The organism is Blastococcus sp. SYSU DS0616 (assembly GCF_054051015.1).
In genome coordinates, this window is sequence record NZ_JBJHAJ010000002.1 from 102272 (window position 1) to 118184 (window position 15913).

Below are 15913 nucleotides of genomic sequence, written 5' to 3' on the forward strand. Positions count from 1 at the left end.
AGTTCTCGCGCCCGAGGCTGCTCGTCCGCGCACACCGCCGCAGTCAGTCGTGCCACACCAGAAGCACGGCGAGCGAGCCGTCGGCGGACTCCCAGCGGCGTCCGGTGACGGTCTCGGCGGCGCTCCGCGCATCGGCCCACGCCGGCCACGCGTCCTCCTCGTCGTGCCACACGAGCCTGCCCCCCGCGAGGTAGGTGACCACGGGCCACCCCGCCTGGATCAGGCCCTCGATCTCGACCGCCTCGATGCGGCCGCCACGGGCCGAGTACGTGCGGCCGTCCGCCCCCACGAACTGGCCCATCCGCACGTTCGCGAGGTCCCGGCGCACGATCCGCACGGTAGTGCTCGGCGGCAGCCGGCTGCGCCGCCCTCCAGGGGCCCCGTCCGGAGGCTCGTCCCGAGCCTGCGAGGGGCGAGGAGGACGGGGCCCTTCCTCAGACGAAGACGTCGACGATGATCGCGACCGACAGCAGCGCCATGTAGGAGATCGAGATGTGGAACAGCTGCATCGGTCGGGTCTCCACCCCTCGCTGGATGCGGGAGAGCAGCCGGTGCGCCTCGACCACGAACCAGGCGCCGAGGGCGGCGGCGGTCAGCGTGTAGATCCAGCCGATGCCGTACTCGGCACCGAGCGGGGCGAGCAGCAGCGAGACCGCCACGGTCAGCCAGGTCCAGACGACGGTCTGCCGGCCGACGGAGAGCTCCGAGGCGACGACGGGGAGCATCGGGACGTCGGCGCGCGCGTAGTCCTCGCGGAACCGCATGGCCAGCGCCCAGAAGTGCGGCAGCTGCCAGCAGAAGACGACGCCGAAGAAGATCCAGGCCGGCCAGTCCAGGGAACCGGTGACGGCGGCCCAGCCGATGAGCACCGGCGCGGCCCCGGGCACCCCGCCGAACAGCGTGCTGTGCCGCGTGCGCCGCTTGAGCACCGCGGTGTAGATGACCGCGTAGTAGAAGATCGCCCCCGCGGCGAGGGCCGCGGCCAGCGGGGTGGTGGTCAGGGCCAGCAGGACGATCGCCAGCACCGACAGGACGACGCCGAAGACGAAGGCGTTGCGCGGGCTCACCTCGCCGGTCACCAGGGCCCGGCGCTCGGTCCGGCGCATCAGCCGGTCGATGTCGCGGTCGTACCAGCAGTTGAAGACGTTGGCCGCACCGGCGGCGAGCGTGCCGCCGACCATCGTCGCGGCCAGCAGGCCCCACGACGGCCACCCACCCGCCGCCAGGATCATCGCCGGCAGCGTCGTGATCAGCAGCAGCTCGATGATGCGGGGCTTGGTCAGCCCCACGTACGCGCCCAGCCGGGCGCGCAGGCGGGTGGAGCGGCGGGCAGCGGAGGCGGGAGGGCGCTCGGACAGCGCCGTCACCGGGTGCCCTCGTGCGCGGTCGCGCGCGGGCAGCAGGGCACCACGGGATCCCTTCGAACCTGGAGGCGTAACTCCCCCACTGTAGCCCCGGCCGGTTCACGGGCCGCCGCGCGGCACGACCTCGGATGACTAGGGTTGATCACGTTGCTGCCGCCGGTGCAGCGGGTAGGGGCGACGCGACGACGTCGTCACGCCCCCTGACCCACCGGCCCGGGGGGACGCCCCTGGGCGACCCACCGGCGGCCGGCCGCTCGCCCGGGCACGACGTCAGGCCTACCTCGAGGGAGAACCGACCAGATGGACACGCGCAGCACCGGACCGGAAGCCCCCGCCGAGGCCGCGACCGACGCGCCCACCGGCAGCCCGTCGCAGCCGCAGCCGACCCTCCCCCAGGACTTCGGGGATCTCGACCGCCGCGTCATCGACACCGCGCGCGTGCTGGCGATGGACGCCGTCCAGAAGGTCGGTAACGGCCACCCGGGCACCGCCATGAGCATGGCCCCGACGGCCTACCTGCTCTTCCACAAGTGGCTGCGGCACGACCCCACCGACCCGAACTGGGTCGCCCGCGACCGGTTCGTCCTGTCCATGGGGCACTCCAGCCTGACGCTGTACGTGCAGCTGTTCCTCTCCGGCTACGGCCTGGAAATCGACGACCTCAAGGCGCTGCGCACCTGGGGCTCGAAGACCCCGGGCCACCCCGAGGTCAACCACACCCCGGGCGTCGAGACCACGACCGGCCCGCTGGGCCAGGGTGTCGGCAACGCGGTCGGCATGGCGATGGCCGCCCGCCGGGAGCGCGGGATGCTCGACCCGGACGCCCCCGAGGGCGAGAGCCTCTTCGACCACTCCATCTGGTGCTTCGCCTCCGACGGCGACATGGAGGAGGGCGTCAGCGGCGAGGCGTCGTCGCTGGCCGGCACGCAGCGGCTGGGCAACCTGACCCTCGTCTACGACGACAACAAGATCTCCATCGAGGACGACACGACCGTCGCCTTCACCGAGGACGTCGGCAAGCGCTACGAGGCCTACGGCTGGCACGTGCAGCACGTCGACGACGGTGAGGACCTCGCCGCCGTCGACGCGGCCTTCGCCGCGGCCAAGGCCGAGACCGGTCGCCCCTCCCTCATCGTGCTGCGGACGGTCATCGCCTGGCCGGCCCCCACCAAGCAGAACACCGGCGCCTCGCACGGCTCGGCGCTCGGCGACGACGAGGTGCGCGCGACCAAGGAGATCCTCGGCTTCGACCCCGAGCGGACCTTCCAGGTCGACGACGACGTCCTCGCCCACGCCCGGTCCGTCGTGGAGAAGGGCCGCGCGGCCCGCGCCGAGTGGGACGAGCGGTTCACCGCGTGGGAGAAGGCCAACCCCGAGGGCGCCGCCCTGCTGGCCCGGATGCGCGAGCGCCGGCTGCCCGAGGGCTGGGCCGAGGACCTGCCCGCCTTCCCCGCCGACGAGAAGGGCGTGGCCACCCGCAAGGCGTCGGGGAAGGTGCTGGCCGCGCTCTACCCACGGCTGCCCGAGCTCTGGGGCGGCTCCGCCGACCTCGCCGAGAGCAACAACACCGCGGTGGAGGGCGAGCCGTCGTTCCTGCCCGCCGACCGGCAGACCAAGATGTGGTCCGGCGGTCCCTTCGGCCGCACGATCCACTTCGGCGTCCGCGAGCACGCCATGGGCGCGATCATGAACGGCATCGCCCTGCACGGCGGCACCCGCGTGTACGGCGGCACGTTCCTCACCTTCTCCGACTACATGCGCGGCGCGGTCCGGCTGGCCGCGCTCATGCAGCTGCCGGTCACCTACGTCTGGACCCACGACTCGATCGGCCTCGGCGAGGACGGCCCCACCCACCAGCCGATCGAGCACTTCGCCGCGCTGCGCGCCATCCCCGGCCTCGACGTCGTCCGCCCCGCGGACGCCAACGAGGTCACCGCCGCCTGGCGGACGATCCTGGAGAACAACGACCGGCCGGCCGGGCTGCTGCTGTCCCGGCAGAACCTGCCGGTGTTCGACCGCGAGCGGTTCGGCTCGGCCGACGGCGTCGCCCGCGGCGCCTACGTGCTGGCCGAGGCCTCGACCGGCAGCCCCGACGTGATCCTGCTCGGCACCGGGTCCGAGGTGCAGATCGCCATGGCCGCCCGCGACCGCCTGGAGGCCGACGGCGTCCCGACCCGGGTCGTCTCCGTGCCGTGCGTCGAGTGGTTCGCCGACCAGGACCAAACCTACAAGGACGAGGTGCTCCCCCCGACGGTCCGCGCCCGGGTGAGCGTCGAGGCGGGCGTGCCGATGGGCTGGCGCGAGTTCGTCGGCGACGCCGGCCGGATCGTCGGGCTCACCCACTACGGCGCCAGCGCCGCGTACACCGTCCTGTACGAGCAGTTCGGCCTGACCGACGAGGCCGTGGTCGCCGCCGCCCGCGAGAGCCTCGAGGCCGCCCGCTCCGGCGCCACCGTCCCGGCCGGTCCGGTCGCCGCCACGGGCGGGCTCCCCCAGGCCACCGGCGACCGCTGAGAAAGGACCTCGCTGCCCCCCACCACCCACAGGCTCGCGGCGGGTCCCTGCAGCGAGGCCGCTCCAGTCCCTTCCTGAAAGGCACCTGACATGGCACAGAACCAGAACCTGGCCGAGCTGTCGTCCGCGGGGGTCGCCGTCTGGCTCGACGACCTCTCGCGTGACCGCATCCGCAGCGGCAACCTGCAGTCGCTGGTCGACGAGCACAGCGTCGTGGGCGTCACCACGAACCCGACCATCTTCGCGGCGGCGATCAGCGGGTCGGACTCCTACGACGACCAGCTGCACGCGCTCGCCGTCCGCGAGGTCAGCGTCGAGGAGGCGCTGCGGACGATCACCGCCGCCGACGTCCGGGACGCCTGCGACCTGCTCCGCCCGATCGCCGACCGGCAGCCGGGCGACGGCCGGGTCTCCCTCGAGGTGGCCCCCGGCCTGGCGCACGACACCGACGCCACCGCCGCCGAGGCCGCCCACCTGTGGTGGCTGGTCGACCGGCCCAACCTCTACATCAAGATCCCGGCGACCGAGGCCGGCCTGCCCGCGATCACCGAGACGATCGCCAACGGCATCAGCGTCAACGTCACGCTCATCTTCAGCCTGGAGCGCTACCGCGCCGTGATGGACGCCTACCTCGCGGGCCTGGAGAAGCGTGTGGCCGAGGGCGGATCGCTCGAGGGCATCGCGTCGGTGGCGTCGTTCTTCGTGTCCCGGGTGGACAGCGAGATCGACAAGCGCCTCGACGCGGCCGGCGCCGACGCCTCGCTCAAGGGCAAGGCCGGCATCGCCAACGCGCAGCTGGCCTACCAGGCCTACGAGGAGGTGTTCTCCTCCGACCGCTGGCGGGCCCTCGAGGCGCAGGGCGCGGCTCGGCAGCGGCCGCTGTGGGCCTCGACCGGAGTCAAGAACCCCGACTACTCCGACACGATGTACATCAGCGAGCTCATCGCGCCGGGCACGGTCAACACCATGCCGGAGAAGACGATGATGGCCTACGCGGACCACGGCGCCCCCGGGACGCCCGTGCAGAAGGCCTACGACGACGCGGCGGGGGTCATGCAGGCGGTGCGCGACGCCGGCGTGGACCTCGACGACGTCTTCCGCGTGCTCGAGGACGAGGGCGTGCAGAAGTTCGTCGACTCCTGGGACGAGCTCACCGACTCGGTACGAAGCGAGCTCGAGGACAAGAAGTGACCCTGGCGGTCAGCTGCACGGGGTTGGAGATCCCCGGCGCTCTCCGCCGGCAACTGGACGAGGACGACGTCGCCGCCCGGCTGGTCCGCAAGGACCCGACGCTGTGGGGCCCCGACGCGGAGAGCGAGGCCGCGGTCCGGCTCGGCTGGATCGACCTGCCGGCCACCTCCCGGTCGCTGCTCACCGCGCTGGCCGAGCTGCGCACCCAGCTGGTCGCCGAGGGGCTGGACCGCATCGTGCTCTGCGGCATGGGTGGCTCGTCGCTGGCCCCGGAGGTGATCTGCCGGACGGCGGGCGTGCCGCTGGTCGTCCTGGACTCCACCGATCCCGGTCAGGTGGCCGCCGCCATGACCGAACTGGAGCGCACCGTCGTGGTGGTCAGCTCCAAGTCCGGCGGAACGCTGGAGACCGACAGCCAGCGGCGGGCGTTCGCAGCCGCGTTCGCCCGTGCCGGCCTGGACGAGAGCCAGATCGGCGCGCGGTTCGTCGTCGTCACCGATCCCGGGTCCCCCCTGGCGGAAGCGTCCGCCGCCATGGGGGCCCGCGCGGTATTCCTCGCCGACCCCACCGTCGGTGGCCGGTACAGCGCGCTCTCCGCCTTCGGACTGGTGCCCGCCGCCCTCGCCGGTGCCGACGTCGCCGCGCTGATCGACGACGCGGCGCAGCTGGCCCAGCAGCTCGCCGCCCCGCGCAACCCGGCCATGGAACTGGGGATCGTGCTGGCCGCGGCGTTCGGCGCCGGGCGCGACAAGCTGGCCCTCGCCGACGCCGGCGTCCCCCCGATCGAGGGCTTCGGCGACTGGGCCGAGCAGCTCATCGCCGAGTCGACGGGCAAGGAGGGCCGCGGGATCCTCCCCGTCGTCCTCGAGCGGCCGGAGGCGTCCGCCAGCTCGGCCCCCGACGTCCTGCTGGGCCTGGTGGGAGCCGACGCCCCCGGCCCGGGGCCGGCGCTCGGCGTCACCGGGCCGCTCGGCGCGCAATTCCTCGGCTGGGAGTACGCGACCGCGGTCGCCGGCCGGGTGCTGGGGATCAACCCCTTCGACCAGCCGAACGTGACCGAGAGCAAGGAGAACACCTCCGTGCTCCTCGCCGCCGGGCTGCCCGACGAGCAGCCGGCGGCGACGATCGGCGCGGTGGAGATCCGCGGGACCGCCTCGGTCCTCGACGGGGTCGACCTCTCCTCGCTCGACGGTCTCTCGCTGACCCTCGACGCGCTGCTGGCCGCCGTCCAGCCCCGCGGGTACCTCGCCGTCATGGCGTACCTCGACCGGCACCGGGACGCGCGCGCCGCCGAGGTGCGCAGGTCGCTGGCGAGCCGGACCGAGCAGGTGGTGACCTTCGGGTGGGGCCCCCGCTTCCTGCACTCGACCGGCCAGTACCACAAGGGCGGTCCTCCGGTCGGCGTCTTCCTGCAGCTCACCGGGGCACTCGGCGAGGACCTCCCGGTGCCGGACCGCCCGTACACCTTCGGCATGCTGCAGGCGGCGCAGGCAGCCGGCGACCGCAAGGCGCTCGCCGATCGTGGCTGCCCGCTGCTCCACCTGCACCTCACCGACCGCGAGGCCGGCATCGACCAGCTGCTCACCGCGCTGGGCTGCTGATCTGGGGCACCGACCAGCGAGCCGCCCCTCGATCCGCGCCCGACCCACTCCGCCGCCCGGTCCGACACGCCGGACGACGGGTCCCCCCGACCACGAGGACGGACGATGATCCCCAACCCGCTGCGCGACCCGCGGGACCGCCGGCTGCCCCGCGTGCCCGAACCCTGCGCCCTGGTCGTCTTCGGCATCACCGGCGACCTCGCGCGCAAGAAGCTGCTCCCCGCCGTCTACGACCTGGCCAACCGCGGCCTGCTGCCCACGAACTTCGCCCTGCTCGGCTTCGCCCGCCGCGACTGGGGCGACACCGAGTTCGCCGAGCTGGCCCGGGAAGCGGCCCGGCGCAACGCCCGCACGCCCTGGCGCGAGGAGGTCTGGGAGCGCCTGGCCGGCACGGTCCGCTTCGTCCAGGGCAGCTTCGACGACGACAACGCCTTCGACGAGCTGGCCGAGCACCTTGACGAGCTGGAGGGCAGCCACGGCATCGGTGGCAACGCGGCGTTCTACCTGTCGATCCCGCCCGCGATGTTTCCCATCGTGCTGAAGCAGATGCAGCGCACCGGCATGGCCGAGAGCACGTCCGAGCGCTGGCGCCGGGTCGTGGTCGAGAAGCCGTTCGGGACCGACCTGGGGTCCAGCCGGGAGCTCAACGCGCTGGTGGACTCGGTCTTCACGGCGGACGACGTCTTCCGCATCGACCACTACCTGGGCAAGGAGACCGTCCAGAACCTGATGGCGCTGCGGTTCGCCAACAGCCTCTTCGAGCCCGTGTGGAACGGCCACCACGTCGACTCGGTGCAGATCACCATGGCGGAGGACGTGGGGATCGGCGGACGGGCCGGGTTCTACGAGAAGACCGGTGCGGCGCGGGACGTGCTGCAGAACCACCTGCTGCAGCTGCTGGCGCTGACCGCGATGGAGGAGCCGGTCGAGTTCTCCGCCGAGGAGATCCGCACCGAGAAGCTCAAGGTGCTGCGGGCGATCTCGCTGCCCGAGGACCTGCGCACGTTCGCGGTCCGCGGGCAGTACCAGCAGGGGTGGCTGGCCGGCCAGCGCGCCCGGGCCTACCGGCAGGAGGACGGCGTCGACCCCGGATCGACCACCGAGACCTACGCGGCGGTGCGGCTGGGCGTGGAAACCCGGCGCTGGGCCGGGGTGCCGTTCTACCTGCGCACCGGCAAGCGGCTCCCGCGCCGGGTCACCGAGATCGCGTTGGTGTTCAAGCGGGCACCGCACCTGCCGTTCGCCGAGACCGACACCGAGGAGCTGGGCAACAACCAGCTGGTCGTGCGGGTGCAGCCCGACGAAGGGGTCACCCTCAAGTTCGGCTCTAAGGTCCCCGGGAGCGTGATGGAGGTCCGGGACGTGTCCATGGACTTCCTGTACGGCGAGCAGTTCACCGAGAGCAGCCCCGAGGCCTACGAGCGGCTGCTCCTCGACGTCCTGCTCGGCGACGCCACCCTCTTCCCCCGCAACGCGGAGGTGGAGGCGTCCTGGGCGGTCATCGACCCGTTGCAGGAGTTCTGGCAGGGCAGCGACCCCTATCCCTACCGGGCGGGCGAGTGGGGCCCGCGGGCCGCCGACGAGATGCTCGCGGCCGAGGGCCGCCGCTGGCGGCGACCGTGACCGGCCCGCGCACCGACAGCCCGCACCCGACGCGAGCGGAGGAGACCCCGTGACGACCCTCTGGGACACCACCGGATCCGCGGTGGTGAAGGAACTGGCCGCCCAGCGGCGCACCGGCGGTGCGGTCCTGTCCGGCGTCGCGCTGACGCTGGTCGTCGTCGCCGACGAGAGCCGGGTGACCGAGGCGGAGGAGGCGGCGACGCACGCCGCCGAGCTGCACCCCTGCCGGCTGCTCATCGTGGTGCGCCGGCAGATCGACGCCCCCGGCCCGCGACTGGACGCCGAGGTCCTCATCGGCGGCCGCCTGGGCCCTGGCGAGGCGGTGGTGATGCGCATGTACGGGCGGCTCGCACTGCACGCCGAGTCGGTCGTGCTCCCCCTGCTGGCGGCCGACGCCCCGGTGGTCACCTGGTGGCACGAAGCACCGCCGGAGCGGATCGCCACCGACGCCCTCGGGGTCTTCGCCGACCGCCGGATCACCGACACCTCGCTCGCCGAGGACCCCTTGGCGGCCCTCCGGGTCCGGGCGGAGGACTACGCCCCCGGTGACTCCGACCTGGCGTGGACCCGGAGCACCGCCTGGCGCGCGGCGCTCGCCTCGACGCTGGACTCCGTGTTCGGCCGGCGCGGCGGGGCGGTGCACCTGCAGGGCGGCACGATCGAGGGCGACCCGCACAACGCCACCACCCGGTTGCTGGCGGGGTGGCTCTCCTCCCGTGGCGGCTGCCCGATCGACGTCACCACCGCCGAGCGCCGCACCGGACCGAGCGGCGTCGAGGCCATCACCCTGCAGCTCGACCAGGACGAGGAGGTGCGGATCCGCGCCGACCACCGCGGCGGCGCGGTGATCACCCAGCCCTACCGGCCCGACTCGAGCGTGGCCCTCCCCGATCGGCCGCTCGGAGACCTGCTCAGCGAGGAGCTGCACCGGCTGGATCCCGACGAGCCCTACAGCGATGCGCTGGAGGCGGCGACCGGCCTCACGGGGCTGTCGGACCGTGCACCGGTCCGGAAGCACGTGTGGTTCGACCCCGCTGCCCCGGACGGGTCCCCCGTCCGGGAAGGCGCCACGGAAGGAGGAACCGGATGAGCCTGTCCCCTGGGGACCGGGTGTCCGCCGAGCTGGCGGACGGCGACCGGCCCGTGCCCGCCGTCGTGATCGAGCCGGACGCCGACCGGCTGGCCCGCGCGGTCGCCGAGGCGCTCGTCGCCCGGCTCGCCGCCGCCCAGGCCGTGCACGGCACGGCGTCGGTCGTGCTGACCGGCGGCGGCATCGGCATCGCCGTGCTGGAACGGGTCGCCGGACTCGCGGCGGAGCCGGTGCGGGAGGTCGTGGACTGGACCGCCGTCGACGTGTGGTGGGGCGACGAGCGCTTCGTCCCCGCCGACGACGACGAGCGCAACGAGAAGCAGGCCCGCGCGGCGCTGCTGGACCGCGTCCCCGTCCCCGCGGAACGGGTGCACGCGATGCCGGCGTCCGACTCCGGGTGTGGATCGCCCGAGGAGGCCGCCGCGGCCTACCTGACGGAGCTGCGGGGCCACGCCGGGGAGGGCCGAGACCTGCCGCGCTTCGACGTGCTGCTGCTCGGCATGGGGCCCGAAGGTCACACGGCGTCGATCTTCCCGGACTCCCCCGCGGCCCGGGACGCCCGGCCGGTGCTCGCCGTGCACGACTGCCCCAAGCCGCCGCCCACGCGCGTCAGCCTCGGCTTTCCGGCGATCAACAGCGCCGAGGAGGTCTGGCTGCTCGTCGCGGGCGAGGGCAAGGCCGAGGCCGTGGCGGCGGCGCTGAACGGCGCCGACCCGGTCGACCTCCCCGCGGCAGGGGTCCACGGCACCCGGGCGACGCGCTGGCTGCTCGACGCCGATGCCGCCTCACGCCTGCCCCGGCCCGCCGGCTGAGTCAGCCCCCGCGACGCACGCGGAGCCGGTGCAACGCCTCCTCGAGCAGGGCGTCGCCGTCGGCGTCGCTGCGCCGTTCCCGCACGTACGCCAGGTGCGTCTTGTAGGGCTCGATCCGGGGCGCCGGCGGCGGGGCGGTGCGGTCCTGCCCGGCCGGCAGCCCGCAGCGCGGACAGTCCCACAGCTCGGGTACCTCGGCCTCGCTCGCGAGCACCACGCGGGTCTCGTGCCCGTTGGCGCACCAGAAGGGGATCCGGCGCCGGGGCGCGGACTCGCCGCGTTCCACCTCGCCGACCGGACCCGCCCCGACCCGGGTGCCCCGGATCGCATTCCCACCAGCCACGTGTGCCCCCTGATCGTCGGTCCGGGTTGCGGCGACGCCGACCACCGCGGGGGAAGTCTAGGGCTTGACGGGGCGCTTCCCGGTCACGATTGCGTGCCGGTTGTGATTCAGCGCACGAGGCGTGCGGTCAGGGGTTGACCTTGATCAGGATGCCCAGTGCCACGATGCAGACGGTCCAGATGAGGGCGGTGAGCACGGTCAGCCGGTTGAGGTTCTTCTCCACCACCGACGACCCGGACAGCGAGGAGGACACCGAGCCCCCGAACATCGAGGAGAGCCCGCCCCCCTTGCCGCGGTGCAGCAGGATCAGCACCACCAGCAGCAGGCTGCTGAGGACCAGCAGCACGTTGAGGAACAGCTCCATTGACCTCTCCGGAAGTATCGGCGACCGGCGACGGACGCCAGTTCTCGGTTCGAGCGTAGCCGACGGGGCCGGGTGGTCCGGTCAGCCCTGCCGGCGCCGACCCGCGGCTGTCATCGGACGCCTGCAGTGGCGACGTCGTAGCCGTCGTACGGCCGCATGACCAGGCCGTTGCGCAGCCGCTGCCCCGCCAGGAGCTGGATGCGCGTCTCGACCAGCGGGACGTAGGCGGCTCGAGCCAGCGCCGCCTCGGCCACCTCCGCCCACGCCACCTCCCCCGCCTTCGCCCGGTCGACCAGGGCGTTGACCTCCGGGTCGTCCAGCCGGGCGTGATTGGGATTGCCCACCCGGGCGATGCTGCGCCCGTCGACGAGGGGGACGAGGAAGGACCCGGCCGTCGGGAAGTCCGCGGTCCGGGTGGCCAGCACGAGCCCGTACCCGCTGCGGGCCACGTTGTCCGGGTTGCCGACGTCGGTCGCGTAGAAGGTTGCCGGGTCCAGCGGGCGGACCTCGACGTCGATCCCGATCTCGCCCAGATGGCCGGCGATCTCCTCGGCGACGTCGACGCTGCTGCGCACGTCGGGCACGGCGAGGACGGTGGCGAACCCGTCGGGCTGGCCGCACTCGGCCAGGGCGGCCCGGGCGGCATCCAGGTCCGGGCCGTCGTCGCCCCCTCCCGGCCCGTCCGGCAGCGCCCGTGGCCACAGCTGGTTGCTGCGCACCGCGTCGACGGCACCGCCGAGTGCGGACTGGACGGCACGCCGGTCGATCGCCGCGGCGACGGCGGCCCGGCAGGCGGCGTCGTCCATCGGCGCGACGTCGGTGGGCAGCGCGAGCAGACGCACGGCGCCGGTGGTGACGTCGTCGACCCGGTCCAGCAGCTGCTCGCCGTCGTCCCCGGCGAGGCGGGCCGTCGTCGCAGGCATCACCCCGGTGCCCGAGATGTCGATGTCGGCGGAGCCGGCGAGCAGCGCCTGGTCCCGCGCCAGCCCCGAGAGGTCCGTGCGCACCACCACGCTGTCGGGCAGCGCCGTCCGCACCTGGTCGGTGGCCGGGTCCCACTCCGGGTTCCGCTCCAGCAGGATGCCCGTCTGCGGGTCGACCGAGGAGATGGCGTACGGCCCGGAGGACACCGGGTCGTCGCCGTACGCACCGCGGGTGTCGGCCTCCGCCGGTACCGGGCTGGCCGACGGCAGCGCCAGCACGTACGGCAGGTCAGGCTGCGGGGCGCGCAGCTGGAAGACGATCGTGCGGTCGTCGGGCGTCTCGATCGAGGTCAGGTCGGGGTCGTCCTCGTCGGTGGAGTACGGCCCCGGGTAGGGGTTGGCGGGGTCGTCCAGCAGGCCCACGAGGTAGGTGGGGCCCCCGACGATCACGTCGGAGGCGAACGAACGCTGGATGCCGTACTTCACGTCGGCGCTGGTGATGGGCCGGCCGTTCTCGAAGCGGACGCCGTCCTTGAGGGTGAAGGTCCAGCGCAGCCCGTCCTCGGACACGGTGCCCAGGTCGGTGGCCAGGTCCGGGACGAGTTCGCCGGTCTCCCCCGGCGCGCTGGCGAACGTGACGAGGGTGCGGGCGTACAGCCGCATGAGGTTCCACACCCCCGGCAGGTAGGAGCGCTGCGGGTCCAGGCTGTCGATGGCCGGGGCGACCACCCGGAGCGTGCCGCCGCGCTCGTCCGACGGCGACCGGACACCCTCGATGCCGGCGTCGGGTCCGTCGGCGAGCACCGGCACGTCGGCTCGGCCGCCCGCGCCACCCAGGCAGCTGACCGCGAGGACGGCGACCAGCAGGATCACCGCCGCGGCCGCGAGCAGGCGCCGCGGGGACCAGTCCCGGGCCCACGGCGGGAGCCGGTCGGTCACCCGCTCCAGCGTCGAAGGCTCCACCTGCTGCCCGCCCCCTTCCGTCTGCGGCCGGGGACGGGCAGCAGGGTTCAGCTACCGCCGGCGATCCGGCAGATCTGCGCGAACTCGTCGGCGTCCAGGCTGGCCCCACCGACGAGTGCGCCGTCGATGTCCGCCCCGGCCAGGATCCCGGCCGTGTTGGCGGCCTTCACCGACCCGCCGTAGAGGATACGGACGCCGGCGCCGGTCTCGGCGCCGAAGCGCTCGGCGAGCCGCGCCCGCAGGGCACCGCACACCTCCTGCGCGTCCTCCGGGGTGGCCACCTCGCCGGTGCCGATGGCCCACACCGGCTCGTAGGCGACCACCAGCCCGCCCACCTGCTCGGCGGTCAGGTTCTCGAGCGCGGCGTCCAGCTGCCGGGTGCAGTGCGCGACGTGGTCGCCGGCCTGTCGGACGTCGAGCCCCTCCCCCACGCACACGATCGGCACGAGCCCGTGGCGCACCGCCGCCTGCACCTTGGCGGCCACCACGGCGTCGTCCTCCGCGTGCAGCGCCCGCCGCTCGGAGTGCCCCACGGTCACGTACGTGCAGGCGAGCGCAGCGAGCATGCCCCCGCTGACCTCACCGGTGTAGGCGCCGGCGTCGTGGGCGGAGAGGTCCTGGGCTCCGTAGCCGATCGCCAGCTTGTCGCCGGCCACCAGCGTCTGCACGCTGCGCAGGGCGGTGAAGGGCGGGAGGACGACGACCTCGGTGGCGTCGAGCTCCTTCTCCTTGAGGGAGAACACGACCTTCTGGACGAGCCCGATGGCCTCCAGGTGGGTCATGTGCATCTTCCAGTTGCCGGCGATGAGCGGCCGGCGGCCCTCGCGGGGCTGGGTGCGGCGGTCGTTGCGGGCCATCTCACTCCCCCGCTCGGTCGGCCAGCACGGCGAGGCCCGGGAGCTCCCGGCCCTCCAGGTACTCCAGCGACGCACCACCGCCGGTGCTGATGTGCCCGTAGGCGTCCTCGTCGAGGCCCAGCACCCGGACAGCGGCCGCCGAGTCCCCGCCGCCCACGACCGACAAGCCGGCGACGGCGGAGACCGCCTGGGCCACCCCGCGGGTGCCCGCCTGGAAGGGAGCCAGCTCGAAGACCCCCATCGGCCCGTTCCAGAACACCGTGCGGGCGTCGCCCAGGGTGGTCCCGAAGAGCTCCACGGTGCGCGGGCCGACGTCCAGGCCCATCTGGTCGTCCGGGATGGCGTCGACCGCCACGGTGGTGGTCGGGGCGTCCGCGCTGAACTCCGGCGCGCAGACGACGTCGACCGGGAGCACGATCCGGTCGCCGGCCTCGGCCAGCAGCCGGCGGCAGGTCTCGACCTGGTCGGTCTCCAGCAGCGACTTCCCGACCCCGTGCCCCTGCGCGGCCAGGAAGGTGAAGCACATCCCGCCGCCGACGAGCAGCCGGTCCACCTTGGGCAGGAGCGCCTCGATCACCGCGAGCTTGTCGCTGACCTTGGAGCCACCGAGCACGACGACGTACGGCCGCTCGGGTTCGGCCGTGAGCCGGGTGAGCACCTCGAGCTCGCGGGCGACCAGCCGCCCGGCGTAGCGCGGGAGCCGCTCGGCGACGTCGAAGACCGAGGCGTGCGCCCGGTGCACCGCGCCGAAGGCGTCGTCGACGTAGACGTCGGCCAGCGTGGCGAGCCGGTCGGCGAGCGCGCCCCGCTCGGCGGCGTCCTTGGCCGTCTCGGCGGCCTCGAAGCGGACGTTCTCCAGCAGCAGGACGTCGCCGTCGCCGAGGGCGGCGGCCTTGGCCTGCGCGTCCTCGCCGGCCACGTCGGACGCCAGCGGGACCGTCGTCCCGAGCAGCTCGCCCAGGCGGGCGGCGACCGGCCCGAGCGAGAACTGCGGGTCGGGCGCGCCCTTCGGGCGGCCGAGGTGGGCGGCCACGACCACCCGCGCCCCGGCCTCCCGCAGCGCCTGGAGCGTGGGCAGGCTGGCGCTGATCCGGCCGTCGTCGGTGATCGCGCGGGTCTTCTTGTCCAGCGGGACGTTTAGGTCGGCGCGCAGGAGCACGCGCCGACCCGACACGCCTTCGGCGATGAGGTCGTCGACGGAGCGCATCAGAGGGACTTGCCCACCAGGGTGGTCAGGTCGACGAGGCGGTTGGAGTAGCCCCACTCGTTGTCGTACCAGCCGAGCACCTTGGCCATCGGCCCGAAGACCTTGGTGAGCTTGGCGTCGTAGATGCACGACGACGGGTCGGTGACGATGTCGGAGGAGACGATCGGCGCGTCCGTGTAGGTGAGGTACTTGCCGAGCGGGCCGGCGGCGGCCTCGCGGTAGGCGGCGTCGATCTCGTCGGCCGAGGCCTGCTTCGTCAGCTGGACGGTGAGGTCGGTCGCCGAGCCGGTGGGCACCGGGACGCGGATGGCGTAGCCGTCGAGCTTCCCCTTGAGCTCGGGCAGGACCAGGCCGATCGCCTTCGCCGCACCGGTGGAGGTGGGCACCATGTTGAGGGCGGCGGCGCGGGCGCGACGCAGGTCCTTGTGCGGGCCGTCCTGCAGGTTCTGGTCGGCGGTGTAGGCGTGGATGGTGGTCATCAGGCCGCGCTCGATGCCGAACGCGTCGTTGAGGACCTTGGCCAGCGGGGCCAGGCAGTTGGTGGTGCACGAGGCGTTGCTGATGATCGTCTGCGAGCCGTCGTACAGGTTGTCGTTGACGCCCATGACGATGGTGATGTCGTCGTCGGTGGCCGGCGCGGAGATGATGACCTTCTTGGCCCCACCGGCGTCGACGTGCTTGCGCGCGTCGGCGGCCTTGGTGAAGAAACCGGTGGACTCGACGACGACGTCGACGCCCAGGTCGCCCCACGGCAGGTTGGCCGGATCGCGCTCGGAGAGGACCTTCATGGTCTTCCCGCCGATCTTGATGCCCTCGCCGTCGGCGGCGACGTCCTCCTTGAGGACGCCCAGGATGCTGTCGTACTTCAGCAGGTGGGCGAGCGCCTCGTTGCTGGTGAGGTCGTTCACCGCCACGATCTCGATGTCCTGGCCGCTGGCGGCGGCGGCACGCCAGAAGTTGCGGCCGATCCGGCCGAATCCGTTGATGCCTACCCGGACCGTCACTGCAGACCTCCCATGGGAACCGTCACGTTGGCTGCCGCGCGGACCGCGCGGCCTCGC

14 protein-coding genes are annotated in these 15913 nt (G+C 73.5%); 6 read left to right on the top strand and 8 right to left on the bottom strand.

The window, feature by feature from the left end; all coding sequences use genetic code 11:
• Positions 1-43: 43 nt before the first annotated feature.
• Together ACI79K_RS02080 and ACI79K_RS02085 are read right to left on the bottom strand one after the other, a co-directional pair.
• Positions 44-328, bottom strand: a complete 285-nt coding sequence (locus ACI79K_RS02080) for a hypothetical protein (RefSeq protein WP_456590338.1) — start codon at positions 326-328, stop codon at positions 44-46.
• Positions 329-434: 106 nt separating this feature from the next.
• Complete coding sequence (locus ACI79K_RS02085; RefSeq protein ID WP_456590337.1) at positions 435-1367, bottom strand: heme o synthase; 933 nt, start codon at positions 1365-1367, stop codon at positions 435-437.
• Positions 1368-1664: 297 nt separating this feature from the next.
• Here ACI79K_RS02085 and tkt point away from each other — a divergent pair, with 297 nt between their 5' ends.
• From tkt to pgl, 6 genes are all read left to right on the top strand, one after another.
• Positions 1665-3878, top strand: coding sequence for a transketolase (tkt, locus tag ACI79K_RS02090; RefSeq protein WP_456598833.1), 2214 nt, complete (start codon positions 1665-1667; stop codon positions 3876-3878).
• Between the two features lie 90 nt (positions 3879-3968).
• Positions 3969-5069: a transaldolase gene (gene tal / locus ACI79K_RS02095; protein ID WP_456590335.1), complete on the top strand. Its 1101-nt coding sequence runs from the start codon at positions 3969-3971 to the stop codon at positions 5067-5069.
• Positions 5066-6670, top strand: a complete 1605-nt coding sequence (locus ACI79K_RS02100; RefSeq protein WP_456598834.1) for a glucose-6-phosphate isomerase — start codon at positions 5066-5068, stop codon at positions 6668-6670. Before tal ends, ACI79K_RS02100 begins: the two co-directional genes overlap by 4 nt.
• 105 nt (positions 6671-6775) lie before the next feature.
• The gene (zwf, locus tag ACI79K_RS02105) at positions 6776-8293 is read left to right on the top strand and encodes a glucose-6-phosphate dehydrogenase (protein ID WP_456598835.1); all 1518 of its coding nucleotides are present in this window, start codon (positions 6776-6778) and stop codon (positions 8291-8293) included.
• Between the two features lie 49 nt (positions 8294-8342).
• Positions 8343-9383 (top strand): glucose-6-phosphate dehydrogenase assembly protein OpcA, encoded by a 1041-nt coding sequence (locus ACI79K_RS02110; protein ID WP_456598836.1) that lies wholly within the window; start codon positions 8343-8345, stop codon positions 9381-9383.
• Positions 9380-10195 (top strand): 6-phosphogluconolactonase, encoded by an 816-nt coding sequence (pgl, locus tag ACI79K_RS02115; protein ID WP_456596482.1) that lies wholly within the window; start codon positions 9380-9382, stop codon positions 10193-10195. The genes ACI79K_RS02110 and pgl overlap by 4 nt, the downstream gene beginning before the upstream one ends.
• A gap of 1 nt (position 10196) precedes the next feature.
• Here the strand turns inward: pgl and ACI79K_RS02120 are convergent, their stop codons facing one another.
• The 6 genes from ACI79K_RS02120 to gap form a co-directional block, all read right to left on the bottom strand.
• On the bottom strand, positions 10197-10583 hold the full coding sequence (locus tag ACI79K_RS02120; RefSeq protein ID WP_456598837.1) for an RNA polymerase-binding protein RbpA: 387 nt from the start codon (positions 10581-10583) through the stop codon (positions 10197-10199).
• 82 nt (positions 10584-10665) lie between these two features.
• The gene (gene secG / locus ACI79K_RS02125) at positions 10666-10902 is read right to left on the bottom strand and encodes a preprotein translocase subunit SecG (RefSeq protein WP_456590329.1); all 237 of its coding nucleotides are present in this window, start codon (positions 10900-10902) and stop codon (positions 10666-10668) included.
• 110 nt (positions 10903-11012) lie between these two features.
• Positions 11013-12764, bottom strand: a complete 1752-nt coding sequence (locus tag ACI79K_RS02130) for an ABC transporter substrate-binding protein (RefSeq protein WP_456598838.1) — start codon at positions 12762-12764, stop codon at positions 11013-11015.
• A gap of 71 nt (positions 12765-12835) precedes the next feature.
• Positions 12836-13645 carry a triose-phosphate isomerase gene (gene tpiA, locus ACI79K_RS02135; protein ID WP_456598839.1) on the bottom strand — a complete coding sequence of 270 codons (810 nt, stop codon included), beginning with the start codon at positions 13643-13645 and terminating at the stop codon, positions 12836-12838.
• 1 nt (position 13646) lies between these two features.
• Positions 13647-14852 carry a phosphoglycerate kinase gene (locus ACI79K_RS02140; protein WP_456598840.1) on the bottom strand — a complete coding sequence of 402 codons (1206 nt, stop codon included), beginning with the start codon at positions 14850-14852 and terminating at the stop codon, positions 13647-13649.
• The gene (gene gap / locus ACI79K_RS02145) at positions 14852-15856 is read right to left on the bottom strand and encodes a type I glyceraldehyde-3-phosphate dehydrogenase (protein ID WP_456590325.1); all 1005 of its coding nucleotides are present in this window, start codon (positions 15854-15856) and stop codon (positions 14852-14854) included. Before gap ends, ACI79K_RS02140 begins: the two co-directional genes overlap by 1 nt.
• Positions 15857-15913: the final 57 nt, after the last annotated feature.